Origin of the sequence: Ilumatobacter sp., assembly GCF_039969435.1 — a bacterium.
Taxonomy (GTDB): domain Bacteria; phylum Actinomycetota; class Acidimicrobiia; order Acidimicrobiales; family Ilumatobacteraceae; genus Ilumatobacter_A.
This window is the reverse complement of record NZ_JBDVNU010000036.1, coordinates 43,246-60,132: the sequence shown is the minus strand read 5'-3', so window position 1 is coordinate 60,132 and position 16,887 is coordinate 43,246. Positions and strand designations below refer to the sequence as shown.

15 protein-coding genes are annotated in these 16,887 nt (G+C 67.9%); 9 read left to right on the top strand and 6 right to left on the bottom strand.

Annotated features, from left to right (window positions below):
- Positions 1-65: 65 nt before the first annotated feature.
- On the bottom strand, positions 66-668 hold the full coding sequence (gene wrbA / locus ABJK40_RS17550) for an NAD(P)H:quinone oxidoreductase (protein WP_348480260.1): 603 nt from the start codon (positions 666-668) through the stop codon (positions 66-68).
- 155 nt (positions 669-823) lie between these two features.
- On the opposite strand from wrbA, the gene ABJK40_RS17545 reads away from it, so the two are divergent.
- The gene (locus ABJK40_RS17545; RefSeq protein ID WP_348480261.1) at positions 824-1,501 is read left to right on the top strand and encodes an SDR family oxidoreductase; all 678 of its coding nucleotides are present in this window, start codon (positions 824-826) and stop codon (positions 1,499-1,501) included.
- A gap of 487 nt (positions 1,502-1,988) precedes the next feature.
- Here the strand turns inward: ABJK40_RS17545 and ABJK40_RS17540 are convergent, their stop codons facing one another.
- Complete coding sequence (locus ABJK40_RS17540) at positions 1,989-3,185, bottom strand: alpha/beta hydrolase (RefSeq protein ID WP_348480262.1); 1,197 nt, start codon at positions 3,183-3,185, stop codon at positions 1,989-1,991.
- A gap of 211 nt (positions 3,186-3,396) precedes the next feature.
- Here ABJK40_RS17540 and ABJK40_RS17535 point away from each other — a divergent pair, with 211 nt between their 5' ends.
- From ABJK40_RS17535 to ABJK40_RS17520, 4 genes are all read left to right on the top strand, one after another.
- Positions 3,397-5,379 (top strand): ATP-binding protein, encoded by a 1,983-nt coding sequence (locus ABJK40_RS17535; RefSeq protein WP_348480263.1) that lies wholly within the window; start codon positions 3,397-3,399, stop codon positions 5,377-5,379.
- Positions 5,379-7,766 (top strand): DNA gyrase subunit A, encoded by a 2,388-nt coding sequence (locus ABJK40_RS17530; RefSeq protein ID WP_348480264.1) that lies wholly within the window; start codon positions 5,379-5,381, stop codon positions 7,764-7,766. Before ABJK40_RS17535 ends, ABJK40_RS17530 begins: the two co-directional genes overlap by 1 nt.
- An 86-nt stretch (positions 7,767-7,852) precedes the next feature.
- Positions 7,853-8,707 (top strand): hypothetical protein, encoded by an 855-nt coding sequence (locus ABJK40_RS17525; RefSeq protein ID WP_348480266.1) that lies wholly within the window; start codon positions 7,853-7,855, stop codon positions 8,705-8,707.
- Positions 8,708-8,847: 140 nt separating this feature from the next.
- A complete protein-coding gene (locus ABJK40_RS17520) occupies positions 8,848-9,477 on the top strand; it encodes a DUF4389 domain-containing protein (protein WP_348480268.1) in 630 nt (209 codons plus the stop codon).
- Positions 9,478-9,569: 92 nt separating this feature from the next.
- Here the strand turns inward: ABJK40_RS17520 and ABJK40_RS17515 are convergent, their stop codons facing one another.
- The 4 genes from ABJK40_RS17515 to ABJK40_RS17500 all read right to left on the bottom strand — a co-directional run bounded on the left by ABJK40_RS17515 (position 9,570) and on the right by ABJK40_RS17500 (position 13,742).
- The gene (locus ABJK40_RS17515; RefSeq protein WP_348480269.1) at positions 9,570-10,787 is read right to left on the bottom strand and encodes a ferritin-like domain-containing protein; all 1,218 of its coding nucleotides are present in this window, start codon (positions 10,785-10,787) and stop codon (positions 9,570-9,572) included.
- Complete coding sequence (locus tag ABJK40_RS17510; RefSeq protein WP_348480271.1) at positions 10,784-11,647, bottom strand: PhnD/SsuA/transferrin family substrate-binding protein; 864 nt, start codon at positions 11,645-11,647, stop codon at positions 10,784-10,786. The genes ABJK40_RS17515 and ABJK40_RS17510 overlap by 4 nt, the downstream gene beginning before the upstream one ends.
- A gap of 7 nt (positions 11,648-11,654) precedes the next feature.
- Positions 11,655-12,782: an acyl-CoA dehydrogenase family protein gene (locus ABJK40_RS17505; RefSeq protein WP_348480272.1), complete on the bottom strand. Its 1,128-nt coding sequence runs from the start codon at positions 12,780-12,782 to the stop codon at positions 11,655-11,657.
- 156 nt (positions 12,783-12,938) lie between these two features.
- Positions 12,939-13,742: an enoyl-CoA hydratase/isomerase family protein gene (locus ABJK40_RS17500; protein WP_348480273.1), complete on the bottom strand. Its 804-nt coding sequence runs from the start codon at positions 13,740-13,742 to the stop codon at positions 12,939-12,941.
- Between the two features lie 221 nt (positions 13,743-13,963).
- On the opposite strand from ABJK40_RS17500, the gene ABJK40_RS17495 reads away from it, so the two are divergent.
- From ABJK40_RS17495 to ABJK40_RS17480, 4 genes are all read left to right on the top strand, one after another.
- Positions 13,964-14,263, top strand: coding sequence for a hypothetical protein (locus tag ABJK40_RS17495; protein WP_348480274.1), 300 nt, complete (start codon positions 13,964-13,966; stop codon positions 14,261-14,263).
- Positions 14,264-14,414: 151 nt separating this feature from the next.
- A complete protein-coding gene (locus ABJK40_RS17490) occupies positions 14,415-15,746 on the top strand; it encodes a hemolysin family protein (RefSeq protein WP_348480275.1) in 1,332 nt (443 codons plus the stop codon).
- Positions 15,747-15,787: 41 nt separating this feature from the next.
- Positions 15,788-16,324 carry a hypothetical protein gene (locus ABJK40_RS17485; RefSeq protein WP_348480276.1) on the top strand — a complete coding sequence of 179 codons (537 nt, stop codon included), beginning with the start codon at positions 15,788-15,790 and terminating at the stop codon, positions 16,322-16,324.
- 167 nt (positions 16,325-16,491) lie between these two features.
- Positions 16,492-16,875 (top strand): hypothetical protein, encoded by a 384-nt coding sequence (locus ABJK40_RS17480; protein WP_348480277.1) that lies wholly within the window; start codon positions 16,492-16,494, stop codon positions 16,873-16,875.
- Positions 16,876-16,887 lie beyond the last annotated feature (12 nt).

Sequence of the window (16,887 nt, the reverse complement as noted above, 5' to 3'; positions counted from 1 at the left end):
CGCGACGGAACCCCGGCCGAACGACCGGGGTTCCGTCGGACACTGCTCCGGCGTGACCCTGCGGGTCAGGCCTTGAGCTTCGCGGCGATCTCGGCGAAGTGCTTGCCGTAGCCGCGGGCGATCGCGATCTCCTCGTCGTCGAGTGAGGTCTTCGATCCGTCCATCGGCGTGAAGTGGCTCGGACCGTAGGGCGTGCCGCCGGTCCGGGTGGTCTGCATGTTCTCGTGGATGTAGCCGAACGGCACGATGACCATGCCCTGGTGGAACGCATAGGTCGACATCGTGAGGATGGTCGTCTCCTGGCCGCCGTGCAGTGACGACGTCCCGGTGAAGAACCCGGCAGGCTTGCCGGCGAGGGTTCCTGCCTGCCAGAGCGGACCGGTCTGGTCGAGGAACTGCGACATCTGCGATGCCCGGTTGCCGAACCGTGTCGGCGAGCCGATGATCAGCCCGTCGAACTCAGCCAGTTCGTCGACCGACGCGAGTTGCACGTCCTGCTGCGACCGAGCAGCGGACTTGGCGTTGTCGTCCATCCGGTCCTCGGGCATCAGTTCCTCGACCCGGCGGAGCACGGCATCCTGACCGGCGTCGCTGACGCCCTGCTGGATCTCCTTCGCCAATGCGAACGTGCTTCCGTAGGTGGAGTAGTAGACGATTCCGATGGTCATCGATGGTCTCCTTCAGAGAGTGGACGGAACAGTTGCGGGAGCAACTTCCTGATGTGGTGGTGCCCGTCCTCGCCGAACCCAAACATTGCGCGCGCAACTTCCCACGGATCGAACCGGATCCGTTTCACCGGGCGGACATCGGGTAGGGAGGACGAATGACCACCGAGACACCACTGCAGATCGCGATCGTGGGAGGGCACGGCCAGATCGCACGACTCCTGACCACGACACTCGTCGGACGCGGCCACAGCGTCCGCAGCCTGGTGCGATCGGAGGACCAGTTCGACGACATCCGTGCCGATGGCGGCGACCCCGTCGTCTGCGACGTCGAGGTCGCCGACATCTCCGAGATCGAGACCGTGTTCAGTGCCAGCGACGTGGTCGTGTTCGCAGCCGGCTCCGGACCCGACGCAGGACCCGACCGCAAGTGGTCGATGGATCGCGACGGAGCACTCAAGTCGATGGACGCTGCGGTGCGAGTGGCGGCGTCCCGCTTCGTCATCATCAGCTCGATGGGCGCCGACGACCCGCCTCAGGACGACGAGACGTTCAGCGTCTACCTCCGAGCGAAGCACGAGGCCGACGAAGGCGTCCGTGCCGCGTCGGAGCGAAACGACATCGGTCACGTGATCGTGCGACCGGGCCAGTTGACCGACGACGACGCCACCGGGTCCGTCCAGGTTGCTGAACACACAGGCAGCGGAAAGATCCCCCGAGCCGATGTTGCCCACGTGCTCGCGGAGATCATCGACTCGGGTCTCGGCGACGGTCACACGTTCGAAGTCATCTCCGGCTCGACTCCCATCGTCGACGCTCTGTCGGCGCTGGACTGAACGCTCGCGCGGCGGATGCCCCGACCTCGCTGGTCTGCGACGCCGTGGTACGTTGCGAGTCCACCGACTCACCGGGGACCACTTCTCACGCTCGGCGCTCTTCGTCGACTCGATGCGGTCGCCTCCTCTGAGCCCTTGCTCACAGGAGTGCCATGCCCAAGTCACCGCAACGTCGAGACGGCAAGAAGGAAGGCAAGACGCTCAAGGAGAAGCGTGAAGCCAAACGCACGAAGCAGAACGACAAGAAGCTGATCGAGCGCTGACGGGATGACCGGAACCGGATCGTCCGTGCAACCTGCCGATGCACCGCAGCGTCGATGCGGACGGTGCCGTCAACTCTTTCCCACCTCCGGCGATCTCCACCCTGCGGAACTGAAGGAGTGGTGGTCCTGCGGCACCTGCAGCGCTGCGATCATTCCCGGCCACCGGGTCACGAACCCCGTCGAACGCTGAACGGTGGATGGCGGTCGGGCCTGTCCGTCGCTGATCACGGGAACCGCTTCGAGAGCCAGTCGACGACGTGCTGCATCGCTTCGGGGCGGTCACCCTCCAGGTAGTGGAGTGCACCCTTCATCGCGACGTAGGTGACGTCGTCGGCGCCGGCTGCGTCGACGATCTCCTGAGCCTGCCACACCCGGATCTCGGTGTCGGCGGTCGGGTGGATCAACAGGGTCGGCACCAGCACGTTCGGCATCGTGTCGGCGAGCTTGGCTCCACTCGACAACCCCGACCAGGTGCTCAGCCACCCGCGTGCCGTCATGGTGCGAGCCAGGCCACCGCGCCCGTAGTTGGCGTCGAACGGGTCGGGGAACGCGAACAGCGAGCCCATCGCCCGGTCGTCGGGGTCGATCGACAGATCGAGGTAGGCAGGGTCGGCGAGCGTGCGGTAGACCGTGAGGTACTTCGTGAACACGGCCCGACGCCGGAGTTCCCTGTAGCGGACGGCGTCGACCCGTTTGTCGGTCTGCTTCAGTTCGGGGAGGACGTCCGCGGCGTCGGCGATCGACGCCTTCGCGATCGCGTCGATCCGCTCCACTCGCGCACATTGCGCGGCGCGGTAGGTCGCCAGCCACTCCGGGTCGTACGAGCACGGTTCGGGCCAAGGTCGCCACCCGTTGTCCGGGTGGTACATGTCGAGTTCGGGCACGGTGGAGAACGGGTCGGTCTCGTCGGCGACCGACGGATCGATCACCTGGAGCATGAAGACGCCTTCGCCAGGGTGCGCAGCCACGCCGACCCATCCGTCACCGATGCCGAGTTCGGCGTTGGCCATCGCCATCAACGACCCGCCGCCCGAGTTGCCGAGCAGCACGACGGCGTCGGCGCCGCGCCGGACCATCTCGTCGTGCGCGGTCTTCACGTCGATGATGCAGTTCTCGTGCAGGCAGTCCGTGTCGTTGTTCATGTACCGGGTACCGAAGCCGAGCACGGCGTAGCCCGCGGCGGCGAGCAAGGGGCACGCGTAGTGGACGCTGAAGTCACCTCGTGGGTGTGACAGGATCACCGCCGTCCTCCACGGCGTGCCCACCGGCGGGGTCCACAGCACGCCACGTACGAGAGCGCCGTCGGGCGACACGAGTCGCACCTCCTCGCGTTGCACCGCCACACCGGGATCGTCCTGCGGCAACGGCCAGTAGCCGAGTCCGACGGGACGTGCGGCTCCGAGCATCGGGTCGTCGATCATGCTCCGGAACCTACGCCCGCTCCCCCGGCGTGACCGGGTCGAGTCGGCCGGACGAGTGGTTCCGTCTCCCGTGACCTCGAGTGCGGTGCCCGATGCGACCCGACCGTGACGGCACCGAGCGATCGCGACCGTCTCGCCACATGGGTCCAGAGGAATCAGTCGGCCACCATCGGCGCCGTTTGAACTACAGGCTCGTAATCTGGGTGACGCAATGAGCACCACGACCGGATACGAAGCCGACCAGATCCAGGCACTCAGCGGCCTCAGCCACGTCCGCGCCAGGCCGCTCATGTACCTCGGGTCGGCAGGCGTCGGAATCGCCGGACTGCACCACCTGATCTGGGAGATCGTCGACAACTCCGTCGACGAGGCGATGGCCGGGCACGGCGACCGCATCGAAACCACACTGCACAGGGACGGTTCCGTCTCCGTCCACGACAACGGTCGCGGTGTGCCCGTCGGCGCCATGAAGGACGGGCCGCACGCCGGTCGCTCGGCACTCGAGGTGGTGCTCTGCGAGACCAACGCCGGTGGCAAGTTCGACTCGGACAGCTACAAGGTGTCGGGAGGCCTGCACGGCGTGGGCGCGTCGGTCGTCACCGGGATGTCGAGCAAGATCGCCGCCGAGGTCCGTCGCGGCGGAGAGGTCCACCGACTCGTCCTCGAAGCCGTCCGCGACCGAAAGGGCAACGTCGAACCGGGGATCGTCACCGAGCCGATCCACACGGTGCGCAAGTGCGCCAAGGGCGACACCGGCACGCTGATCCGCTTCTGGCCCGACCTCGCCCTGTTCCACGACGATCACGGCGTCCCCTTCGACGAGCCGCAGTGGTCGACGCGGATCATCTCCGACCGCTTCCGCCACAAGAGCTTCGTGCACCCGGGGGTGACGTTCGTCCTCGTCGACGACCGTGCCGGCACGAAGGAGACGTTCGAGTGGTGCTCGGACGGTGGGGTGGCCGACCTCGTGACCGAGATGACCGTCGACACCGGTCTCGTGGCGCCGGTCGTGTCGTTCCAGGGACGAGACGGTGACGTCACGGTCGATGCCGCGATCGCCTGGACGGTCGAAGGGCGCGACACCAGCATCGGCTTCGCCAACGGCGTCGCAACGCCCGAAGGCGGCACGCACATCAACGGGTTCCGCACGGCGGTCACCGAGTCGGTGCAGAAGTACATCGGCGAACGGGACATGCTCAAGGACAAGGAGGCCCAGCCGAACACGCGTGACATCTTCGCGGCGGGCCTGATGGTCGCCTCGATCATGCTGCCCGGTCCCCAGTTCGCCGGGAACTCGAAGTCGAAGTTGATGAACCCCGAGGCCACGTCACGGACGCGGGCGATCGTCATGCCGGCCATGAGCCGCTGGCTGGAGGAGAATCCCGAGTCGGCCAGGAAGATCGCCGAACTCGCGATCTCGTCGATGCGATCGCGAACCAGGTCGAATGCCGAGCAGGCGGCCGTCCGGGCGTTGCTCGGCAAGGGGAACAAGTCGCGCAACGGGCTGCCGGCCAAACTCCGCGACTGCACCTTCAAGACCGACCGGCCGACCGAGTTGCTGCTCGTCGAGGGCGAGTCGGCAGGCGGCACGGCGATCGATGCGCGGGACCCCTCGTTCCAGGCGATCCTGCCGCTGCGTGGCAAGCCGCTGAACTCCTATCGGGAGTCGATCAGCCGCGTGGTCAAGTCGATGGCCGACCTGATCCTGTCGATGGGGTGCGGCATCGGCGACGACTTCGACCTCGACAAATTCCGCTACGACCGACTCGTCGTGCTCGCCGACGCCGACGACGACGGTCTCCACATCCGCGCCCTGATCCTGGCGTTCCTCTACACGTGGTGCCCGGGCATGGTGGAGTCCGGCCGGCTGTACTACGCACTCCCGCCGCTGTGGACGACCGTCCACCAGGGCGAGCGGATCTATCTGGAGGACGACACGGCGATGCGCGCCTGGCGAGCGGACAATCCCACCCACAAGGCCCACATGGGTCGACTGAAGGGCCTGGGCGAGATGGATGCCGTCGAACTCCGTTCCGTCATGGGCACCGATCGCAAGATCGGCGTCGTCGAGATCGACGACCCCGCGAACGTCGCCCGCCTCGCCGAGCGCCTGTTCGGTTCGAAGTCCGAGCTCCGCAAGACGTGGTACCTCGAACGATCCGGCGGTTCGCTCACCGTGGGAGGTGATCGCTGATGGCCCGCAAGAAGAAGGCCGCCGCCGAGCTGTTCGACTTCACCGAGACGATCGTGGCGCTGTCCGCCGGCGACCAACTCGACCGCGACTACTTCGCCTACGCCCGTGCGGTCGTGGAGGACCGGGCGATCCCCGCCGCGGCCGACGGCCTCAAGCCGGTCCACCGCCGGATCCTGTGGGACATGTGGACCCAGCGACTCCTTCCCGATCGGCCCTTCGTCAAGACCGCCCGTGTCGTCGGCGACACCATGGCGTTGTTCCATCCCCACGGAGACGCATCGATCGCCGATGCGCTCGCCCGCCTGGCTCAACCGTTCTCGAACCTCGTCCCGTTGCTCGACTTCCACGGCAACGTCGGTTCGCCCGACTTCGCTCCCGCGGCGCCGCGCTACACCGAGACACGACTCGGCCGGTTCGGGATGCTGCTGCTCGACGAGGTCGACCAGGGGGTGGTGGAGATGGTCGAGAACTACGAGGGCTCCACGGTCGAACCACGGGTCCTCCCCGCCGCCTACCCCAACCTGCTCGTGAACGGAGCGAACGGCATCGCCGTCGGCCTGTCGTCCTACCTGCCACCCCACGATCCGCGCGAGGTGTGCGAAGCAGCGCTGATCCTGCTCGAGCGCAAGTCGGCGAGCGTCGACGAACTCATGGCCGCTCTGCCGGGGCCGTCGTTCCCCTCCGAGTGCACCGTCACCAACGGCGACGAACTCAACGACATCTACCGTTCTGGCCAGGGCCGCGTCGTCGTGCGGGGCGCGTGGGTCGTCGAGCCGGTCGGTCGCGGTCGCCAGCAGATCGTCGTCACCTCGCTTCCCTACGCCGACACGACGCTCGGGTCGGTCGAGAAGTTCATCGCCCAGGTCGGCGACGCACTCGACAACGGCGATCTCGGCGGGATCACCGCGTTCAACGACGAGTCGTCGAACGGTCAGACCCGCATCACGGTGGAACTCGGGGCCGGTGTGGACGCCGACATGGTCGTGCCCGGCCTGCTGCGGTTCACGAACCTGCAGGTCACCAACAAGGTGCAGATGCACTTCCTCGACGAGAACGACACCGTCCGGCTCTACAACCTGCGCAGCGCACTGCAGGCATGGGTGGCCCACCGCATCCGCGTGGTCGTGTCGCGCGCCGAGTACCGACTCACCAGGATCGCCGAACGCCTGCACCGACTCCGCGGGTTCCTCGCCGTGCTCGTCGACATCGACGAGACCATCGCGATCGTGCGCACGTCGAAGACCCGTGGCGTCGCCCGCGGGCGTCTGATCGAACGGTTCTCGATCGACGAGGCCCAGGCGAACGCCGTGCTCGACCTGAACCTCGGCCAACTCACCGAGGACGCCGTCATCGAGTTCCGGACCGAGGCGACGGCGCTCGAGGAGGAGCAGGCGAAGCTCGAACTGCTCCTGTCGTCCGAGACGCGCCAGCGCTCACTCGTGGCACGCGAATTGAAGGAGACGATGGAGGCGTTCGAGGATCTGCCGCCGCGCGTCACCACGATCACCACGGAGAGCGCCCCGAAGGTGTCCAAGGCGCAGATGGTGATCGACGTCCCCACCACCCTGTACCTCGATGCCGCCGGGTGGATGCAGGCGATCGGGCACGGCTCGAAGGCGAAGCCGAAGATCGTTCCACTGCACACCTTCGACACGTCGACCGCGACCACGCTCGTGGCGATCACCGACAGCGGCCACCTGTTCCGGACGCTGGTGGCGAACATCGGCGAGAAGCCGACGGCGGCCGCCAGTGTTCTGCCGGGGCTCGCCGGTGAACCGATCCGCTGGTGGCTCGAGTCGGACCTGCCGAGTGACCTGCTGCTCGTCATGTCCGACGGCCAGGTGAAGCGGATCGCCACGGCCGACTGCGAGGGCGGCGACCGCAAGGGCGGGATCTCGATCGTGAAGCTCGGCGCCGAGGCTCGAGTGGTGGCGGTCGAGCCGTTCGACGACGATGCGCACATCGTGCTGGCCACCTCCGACGGTCAGGGCATCCGCTTCACTCCCGAGGGGCTGCGCCCGATGGGTCGCACCGCCGCGGGCGTGCGGGGGATCAGGACCGAGGCGTCCGTCGTCTTCGGTGGCATCCCGACCGTCGACGACTGGCTCCTGCTCGCCACGACCAAGGGGATGGCGAAGCGCATCGACCCGGGCGAACTGCCCGAACAGGGACGCGGGGGCAAGGGCGTGCGGGTGATGCCCGCCGGAAAGTGGGGACCGCTGCACGTCGGAGCGCTCACCAGTCGGAGCGAGGTGATCGTGTACGAGACCGGTGACGGCACCGAGCCGACGTCGGTGTCGGTGCTGGCGTTCCCCCAGACGGCTCGCGACGCCAAACCCGGCAAGGTCCGCGGCCACAGCGCCGTGATCGATCGCATCATCGGCTGATCGGGGTCGACATCGGCGGCCCGGCGGAACGGCGGGACGTGCGTGCTGGACCCCCCGTTCCGCTGCGTCCGGCGATACTGGCGATCATGATCCGCAGGCTCGCCGTTCTCGCCGTCGGAGTCACGGCTCTGCTTCCGTCCTCGGTTGCCGCCGTCACGAGCACGACCGACACCGTGGATCGCTCCGCCCAGGCGTTCGACACCGCTCGGCGCGACGTGCAGTGGTCCTCGGTCGCGACGTGCGACCTGGACCTCGTCCGCGCCGTGTCGACCCGCCACCCCGACTCCCGACAGCTCGTCGTGCTGGCGACCGATTCCTTCGCCGCCACGGCGGGCCAGGCCTTCGTCGCCGTGCGCGACGTCGGCGGCGCGTGGCACTGCCAGACGGACGCCGTCGACGCCCGCTTCGGACGAAACGGCACCCGCCCGCTTCTCGAACGGCGATCCGGTGACGGAACGACGCCTGCGGGGGTCTTCCCCCTGGGTGAGACGACTGCCTGGGACGGGCAGTCGGTGAACGTGTTCGGCAATCGTGCCGACCCCGGGGTACGCGCCGGCATCGGATATCGGGCGGTGCGACCGCAGGACTGCTGGGGTGCGGTGCCCGGCGACGCCGCCTACAACAAGCTCGTCGATCGTCCCGGTTGCCCTGGACCGTCCAACGAATGGCTCCAGCGATTCGGCGATGTGTACTCCCACGCCGTGGTGATCGGCGCCAACCTCGACCCGATCTCCGGCGACTCCCCCGCCGAGGCCGATCGTGCGTACGCAGCTGCGATCTTCCTGCACCGCCACAGCTATCGCAACGGTGCGACCCGCCCGACCAGTGGTTGCGTGTCGCTGTCCGACGGGGACCTCGTGTCGACGGTCAGGCTGCTCGACCCCACGCTGGACCCACACTTCGCGATCGGCCCGGCCGACTGGCTGCGCACAGCGGCGTGAAGGCGGTACCCCGCAGCGACGCCCCGTCGTGAGGTGAGGCGTCTCGGTCGGAAGGACGACGTCGGCACGGGCCGATCGGACGGGTTCGAAGTGGCCGGACTCCCGATGCCGTCACCGAGTCGAGCGAGGACGCTGGTTCCGTGCCCGACGCGACGAAGTCCGATCCACCCCCGCCCGACCGCCGGACGGTCGACGATCCGCTCCGGCTGACGATCGACTACCCCGACCGCCCCCTCGACCGTGTGTCGACGTTGTTGCGGATCGTCTGGATCATCCCGATCGGGGTCGTGCTCGCGTCGATCGGCGGCCAGGAGGTCGCGGGGAGCCCATTGCTCACCGTCCCGATCATCCTGATGATCGTGTTCCGCCGGAAGTACCCGCGGTGGTGGTTCGACTTCGGTGTCGAACTCGCACGCTTCGAGACCCGGATCTTCTCCTACCTCGCTCTGATGAGCGATCGGTATCCGTCCACCGACGACCCGCAGTACGTGCACCTCGACGTCGACTACCCCGACGTCGAACGGGACCTCAACAGGTGGCTGCCACTCGTCAAGTGGCTCCTGGCGATCCCGCACTACGTCGTGTTGGTCCTCCTCGGAGTCGGTGCGGTCGGCGCCGTGGTCATCGCCTGGTTCTCCGTGTTGTTCACCGGCAGGTACCCGCGTCCGCTGTTCGACTTCGTCGAGGGGGTCTTCCGTTGGGTGCTCCGAGTCCAGGCGTACGCCTTCCTCCTCGTCACCGATCGGTACCCGCCCTTCCGCCTCGGCTGACGGGACCGTGGGGGCGTCGTGCCGACCTCGCCCGCGCGAACGGGCGCGTGGGTCGGGGGGTTCACCGCCCGGTGCACCGTCGGACGTGGCGCTCACATGAAGTTGCGCGTGTGCAGCGACGAGAGAGCGTCGGCCTCCCCCGTCGTGAACCCGAGTCGGGCCAACCGAGCCGCCCGTGCGTCGTTCATCTCGGCTTGCAGTGCTTGGACGAGCAGCCAACCGGCGCGAATGCGTTCCGGACTCGTGTCGCCGGCAGCGAGCAGCACCAGGGAGTCGAACACGTCGTCGTTCAGGCCCGACGTGTTCTGCAGAGACCGGTGCCGCCGTTCGACAGCGGTGGCGAGGCGGCCGCGAAGCTCGGCATCGAGTTGTGCGTGTCGCTCGAGATGCGAGAGCGAGAATGCGACGTGGCGCGCCTCGTCGTTGCGGGTGAGGTGGGCGATGCGCCGCGTGACGGGGTCCGGCGCGTGGCGCTCGAGGAAGCTCAGCAGCGACACGAACGTGCCTTCGCCCATGACCGACAGCAGAAAGCTGGCGGTCGCGTAGTCGGGCTCGTCGAGCAGCGTCTGGAGCGAGGCCCGGCCGCCGACGGTGGAGAGCGCCATCTCGTGCCCGGACAGCGTGGCACGACGGGTGAACACCTCGACGTGTCGCGCCTCGTCGGCGAGGGTCACGGCCAGGAACTGCTGGATCTCGCGGAAGTGCGGGTGGATCTGGCCGAGGAACCGGGCGGGCACCACGAGTGCCGCTTCTTCGTTCTCGACGAGGAACGTCATCACCTGGACCACGGCGGCTTCCACGGCACCGTCGTGGGTGATGGATCCAGCCCAGTCGATCGCCGTCGCCGGGTCCCACTGCGCTGCTGTGGCCTGGGCGTACAGCGCGGTCGCCCGATCGCTCCAGATCTCGTCGCGCAGGTGGATCCGGAACATCGGTTCGGGTCCACCCGGCTCGATCGCGGCGCCGCGGGCGGCGAGCCCCCACGCCGCAGGCGGGGCAGCGGCGATCGCCTCGCCGTCGGAGGGATCCGAACGACCCGACCGCTCGGCGCCCACCCAGCGCGCACTCGGCGCACTCCCCCGACGGACGATGCCGACCACACCTGGAAACCCCGCCGAATCCGTCGACCGCCACTGATGACCGTTCTGACGACACCACGTCGCGAGATGCCCGGCGAGGTCCGGGTGGCTCCCGCTCACGCCCACTTCTCCCCCGTTCTCGAGATCGGCGAGGGACAACTTGACGAGTACGTGACCGCCACCGTCGAGCCCGAGCGAGCCGAGATCGACGGTGGCGAGCGAACGACTCACCGCGGGTAGCCCTCCACCAGGATCGTGCCGTCGACGTCGTAGAAGCCCAGACGATCCACGGCCGCTTCCAGCAGCTCGTACCCCGAGACGCGGCCGGGACGCCACGCCCGGAGGCCTTCGAGTTGCAGCAGCGGCCGCACCTCCGGGTCGTCGAACGACATCGACAGCAGCAGTTCGACGAACCGGTCGACCGTCGGTCGGTCGGCGTCGTCCAACACGGTGAAGGTGCAGTGGTCGTAGGAAGCGGTGCGGGTCAGGATCCGCACCGAGTCGGGTGCGATGGTGCCCTCCTTCGCGAACATCAGTTGGTTGCCGTCGATCACGCAGGCCGCGTCCGCGGTGCCGTCGATGAGCGAGCGGACGGCGTCTCGTTCGCCACCCACGTGGTCACCGTGTTTGGTGACCATGACGTCGAAGCGCTGAACCGTGAACGACGTGTGAGGGTCGAGCCCGAGCCCGGCGAGGTGAGCGAGCGGCAACAGCGTCGCCTGCGGCGAGTCGATCGCACCGGTAGCGACCGTGCGGCCCGCGAGCTGCGACACGTCGGTGATGTCACTGTCGGCGCGCAAGAGCACGACCGAGGTGAGGTCCTGGTCGGAGTCGCGCATCGCCACGGCCCGAGCCTCGCGGCCTCGTGCGGCGGCGAGACGTCGGGTCCTGACCCATGCGAGCGGAGAGTCCCAGGTGGCGTCGACGTGCCCGGCGAGATGAGCTTCGGCCTGGGCTTCGTAACTCGAGTAGAGCACGAAGTCGAACGCGAAGTCGCGGGTGGCGAACCAGTCCTTGAAGCCCTCCCAGATGGTCACCACCTTGGGGTCGTAGGCGACGGCGCCGAGTGTGAACGGTCGTGAATCGGTCATGGTTGCCTCAGCCGAACAGCGGCATGCCGCAGAGTGCTCGTCCGATGAATTCCTGCAACGCGTCGACCGTGGGTGCCATGACCGCCGACGCACGCGCGTCGCGGAAGTGACGTTCGATGCCGATGTCCTTGCGGAACGCGGCTCCGCCTCCGACTCGCATCGCGAGATCGACCACCTCCAGGGCGGTGGCGCCTGCCACGCCCTTCGACTGGAGCATCCGCAACGGCGCATCGTCACGTCCCGTCGCGAGTGCGTCGACGGCGTCGTCGACCAGACAACTCGCAGCGTCGGCGAGATTCTTCATCCGGGCCAGGTGCTGACGGACGACCGGTTGATCGGCGAGGCTCTGATCCAGGTGGGCGAAGCGGGCAGTGGTCACGTGCTGGATCGTCTTGGCGACCGCGGCGTCCATCACGCCCAGGCTGCACGACGCGTTGAGGATCTGGAAGGTGGGCAGGACGACCCCGAGTGCGATGTCGAGACCCGCTCCATCGTCGCCGAGACCATTGGCGAGCGGGATGCGGACGTCCGTGGCGACCACCGGGCTCGATCCGTTGCCTCGGAGGCCCAGTCCGTCGAACGGTCCGGCGACCTTCAACCCGGAGGCGTCAGCGGGCACGAGCCACAGCGACGCCCCACCGTCTGCGGCCGTCGGCCGGCTCGTCCAGACGTACGAGTCAGCTTCCTCGGCCGAGGTGATCCAGCTCTTGCTGGCGTCGAGGACGACCTCGTCGCCCGAAGCGGTCGCCGTGCCGATCGGGGCCCAGAAGTGGCTCCGTGAACCGGTCTCGGAGAACGCCAGCGTCGACAGGTGGTTGCCGGAGGCGATGGCTCGACGAGTCTCCTCGGAGCCGTGCTGCTCGATCACGACGACAGCGCTGTAGTGCATGCAGACCACCATCGCGGTGCTGCCGCAGGTGGTTGCGAGGCGGCGGACGACGTGCGCCGCCTCGCCGAGGGTGCCGCCGAGTCCTCCGACGTCGGTCGAGCTGAGCAGCCCCAGCAGCCCGGCCTCGCCGAGCGCCGTGAGGGCTGCTCGGGGGAACTCTCCGTTGGTGTCGACGTCGGTGGCGCCCGGCTCGACGACCGTGGTGATGATTTCCTCGAGCACGTCGAGGATGGACGGTGATGTCATGTTCGGTCTCCTGTGAATCGTGTCGGCATGGCGACTCCTTTCGTTGGCTTGGGAAGCGGCGAGTCTCGCACTCGACCGCTCCGAACCGAGCACCCGTCCGATTCAGTTCACGAAACGTCCACCAGGCACCACAGGAACGCCGGTCAACCGTCGCGGTCAGGTGCCGGTGAACGTGGCGGGCCGTCGCTCCAGGAACGAGGCGACGCCTTCCTTGTGGTCGCTCGACGAGAAGCATTCCTTGAGTGCCTCGACGTGGGCCTGCATGTGGTCGCCGACGTCGCGGGCGAGCCCCTCGTAGACCAGTTCCTTCATCCGCCGGTGCGAGAACGGCGATCCGACCAGGAACGTCTCGGCGAGTTCGCGGGCGCGCTGTTGGAGCTGATCAGCGGGGACGACCTCGGACAGGTACCCCATGGCCAACGCATCGTCGGCGTCGAGGAAGTCCCCCGAGTAGAGCAGGTGGAGCGCCCGCTGGTGCCCGATGAGGCGCGGCAACAACCAGGTGCCGGCGCCGGTGTCGGGGACGAGACCACGATGTGCGAAGTTCCAGGCGAAGCGGCTGTTGGGCGTCCCGATGCGAACGTCGCACTGGCTGGAGAACTCGGCCCCCATCCCGACGGCGGGTCCGTCGATCGCGCCGATGACCGGTTTCGGGCACGACACGAGCGGCCACCACACATCGGCCTCGTCCGCCTCGCCGCGCACCTGGGGGTCGTCGTCAGGAGTGAGGCTGCCGGTCGCCCCGGCGAGTGCCGCGAGGTCGATCCCGGCACAGAACACGCCCGGGCGACCGGTGACGATCACCACCCGCACGTCGTCGCGTCGGCCCGCATCGCGCACGAGGGAGATGAAGCCGTTCAACATCTCGAACGTCATGGCGTTGCGCTTCTCGGCGCGATCGATCGTGATGGTCGCGATGGAATCGTCGACGTCGAGGTGGAGGTGGTCGTGCTCGGTCATGGGTGGCACCGTATGCGTCGCTCGGGACGACCGACGATGTCGACGAGCCACCCGCCTCCCACCGGCTCGCGCGCGCCGAACCGAGTGGACGGAGTGGTCGCACCGGTGTCCGTCGACAGCCACCCCGGCGAGGAGTGCGGGCACGCACATGGCGCTAGCGTCGGCAGTCGATCGTCGTGGACATTGCACAGGACCCTCCGAGTACGAAGCGAGCACGGCGCGTGCTCGCTTCCCTGCTCGTGATCGCCGCAGTGCTCGTCGGCGTCGAATCCGGGGCGGCCGGCTCGTCCGCTCCCCCGCTGAGTTCTCCGGTGTTGCTCGATGCCATGTCCGAGCACAAGGTCGAGCACGAGGTCGACGACTCGACGTGCCCCCGTGTTTCCCGTCGGCCGACCGTGCGCTCGATCGACCGTGACGTCGAGGCGCTGCCCCGCCTGCTCCGAGCGGTCGGATGCGGTCCTGCTCGTTGGCTGTTTCATGCGCCACCGCCGTGGCGTGGTCCGCCGGTGCTGTTGATCTGAGTACGACGTCTCCGACGCGCACGGTGTCGTCGGAACGTTCTCTCGTGATGTCGACGCCACCGAGCGTCGGCGGGTTGTTCATGTCGTGGTCGATGGTGGAGGTTCATGGTGTCTTGGTGGTACGGAGAAGCGGATCGAGTGCGGGGTCGTCATGTCTGAGTTGTGGATTCAGCTCGGGTTGGTGGTGGTGCTGGTCGTGATCAACGCGGCATTCGCCGGAACGGAGCTCGCGATGGTGTCGCTGCGCGAGGGTCAGCTGCAGCGCTTGGAGAAGCACTCCGCGACCGGTGCGCTGCTGGCACGCCAGGCCCGCCAGCCGAACCAGTTCCTCGCCACCATCCAGATCGGCATCACGCTGGCCGGATTCCTCGCGTCCGCGGCCGCGGCCGTGTCTCTCGCCGAACCCTTGGAGGAACCCCTGGGCTTCCTCGGCGGGTTCGCAGGTCCGGCGTCGATCATCGTCGTCACCTTGTTGTTGTCGTACATGACGTTGGTGTTCGGCGAACTCGCGCCGAAACGTGTCGCGATGCAGAAGGCCGAGCGGTGGGGTCTGGTGATGGCCCGGCCCCTGGCCTTCCTGTCGAAGCTGACCCGGCCGGTCGTGTGGTTGCTCTCGCACTCCACCGACCTCGCGGTTCGGGTGATGGGTGGCGACCCGAACGTGCAGCGCGAGGAGGTCACCGAGGAGGAACTCCGCGACATGGTCGCGTTGCAGGCCACCTTCACCCCGGAGCAACGTCAGATCATCGACGGTGCGTTCGAGATCGCCGAGCGCTCGCTCGACGAGATCCTGGTGCCGCGCCGCGACGTGTTCGTGATCGATGCCTCGACGTCGTGTCGCGACGCACTCGTCCAGCTCGCAGAGTCGGGGCACAGCCGCGCCCCGGTCGCCGACGGCGGCAGCCTGGACCACGTCTCCGGGGCGGTGCACCTGCGCCAGCTCCTCGGACGTGAGGACGCACCCGTGTCGACCGTCGTCATGGACATCCCGATGTTCCCCGAATCGGCGCGAGCCCTCACCACCTTGCGGGAGATGCAGACGTTGCGGGTGCAGTTGGCGCTCGTCGTCGACGAGCATGGCGGTGCTGCCGGGATCGTGACCGTCGAGGATCTCGTCGAGGAACTCGTCGGCGAGATCTACGACGAGACCGATCCCGACCTGGCCTCGGTGATCTGGGAGGACGATGGCACGATCGTGCTGCCTGGACGGTTCCCGATCCACGACCTGCCCGACATCGGCGTGGATCTGCCGGACGGCGACTACGCCACCGTGGCGGGGCTGTTCCTCGAGTTGCTCGGACGGATCCCGGTCGCCGGTGACCATGCCACGACCGCCGGCTGGCACCTCGAAGTGCGAGCGATGCGAGGACGCGCCGTCACGGAGATCTCCCTCCGCCCTGCCGCCGACCGGTCCGACGATCGAGCATCTTCCGCCGATGACGAGGGTGTCGGTCCTTCGGGCCGCGATCTCGAGTCCGGATGATCGCGACGAGGAACTCGTCACGAACGGAACCGTTCGACGCCGTGAAGCGTCCAACCGGAATGGACGTCCAGTCGAGAACCGCCGTGTGCCTGCTCTCTCTCGCCCTCGTTGCCTGCGGTTCGAGCGATCCAGTGTCGGAACCGAGCGACTCGGGCAGCACGTCACCGCCGCCGGCCGGCAGCGACGGGTCGACGACCGCTCCCCCTGCCGAGACGTTGGCCGAGCAGATGGCGGGACGCTGGTACGTGGTGGCTGTCGACGGTGTCGCTGTCGACCCCACCCGCGGCGACTTCTGGTCGTTCAGGGGAACCGACACGGCACTCGGGATCAGTGGGTTCGACGGGTGCAACAACATCAGCACCATCGACGAGCCGGGCGCTGCGTACGCGTCGATCGTCGATGGGCACCTCGAGAACCTGGAACTGGTCGGAACCGAGAGAGGGTGCGAGGACGGCATCTCGGGGCCGTCCCCTCGAGACGGCGCAGAAGTCACCGTGAGCGATGACGGAACTCTCCTGACGCTCGCAGGTCCGTCTGCGACGATCGAACTGTCACGCACGCCTCCCGGCACGGGCTGACCTCGGTCCGATGACGAAGGCGACGGAGCGGTCGTCGCTACTGTCGAACGACGCGCCGTCCGATCGAGTTCGAGATCGCGTCCGGGCTCGGTGCCGACTGCGACGAGGTCTGGCGAGCGGTCTCGACGATGGAGGGCGTCAACTCCGAACTCCGTCCATTCGCACGCATGACGACCCACCCGCAGTTCACCGCACTGCCGTCGGTCGTCGTCCCCGGAGAGGTGGTCTTCCGGAGCGGGCTCCTGTTGTTCGGCGTCGTGCCGTTCGATCGCCACGCACTGGCTCTCGTCGACGTCGATGACGGACGAGGATTCGTCGAAGAATCCAGTTCCTGGCTGCAGCGCCGATGGCGACACGAGCGACGCCTGACTCGAGGCGAGGCGGGCCGCTGCGTCGTCACCGACCACCTCGCGATCGAACCCCGCCTGACGATCATGAGAGGGATCGTCGGCGCGATCGCCCGCCAACTGTTCGCTCATCGCCACCGGCGGCTGCGAAAGCGCCTCGGTGGTCGGGCCGCCACCTGTGCCGGCCCGAACGTCGACTCGTGAGCCCGTCGGCGA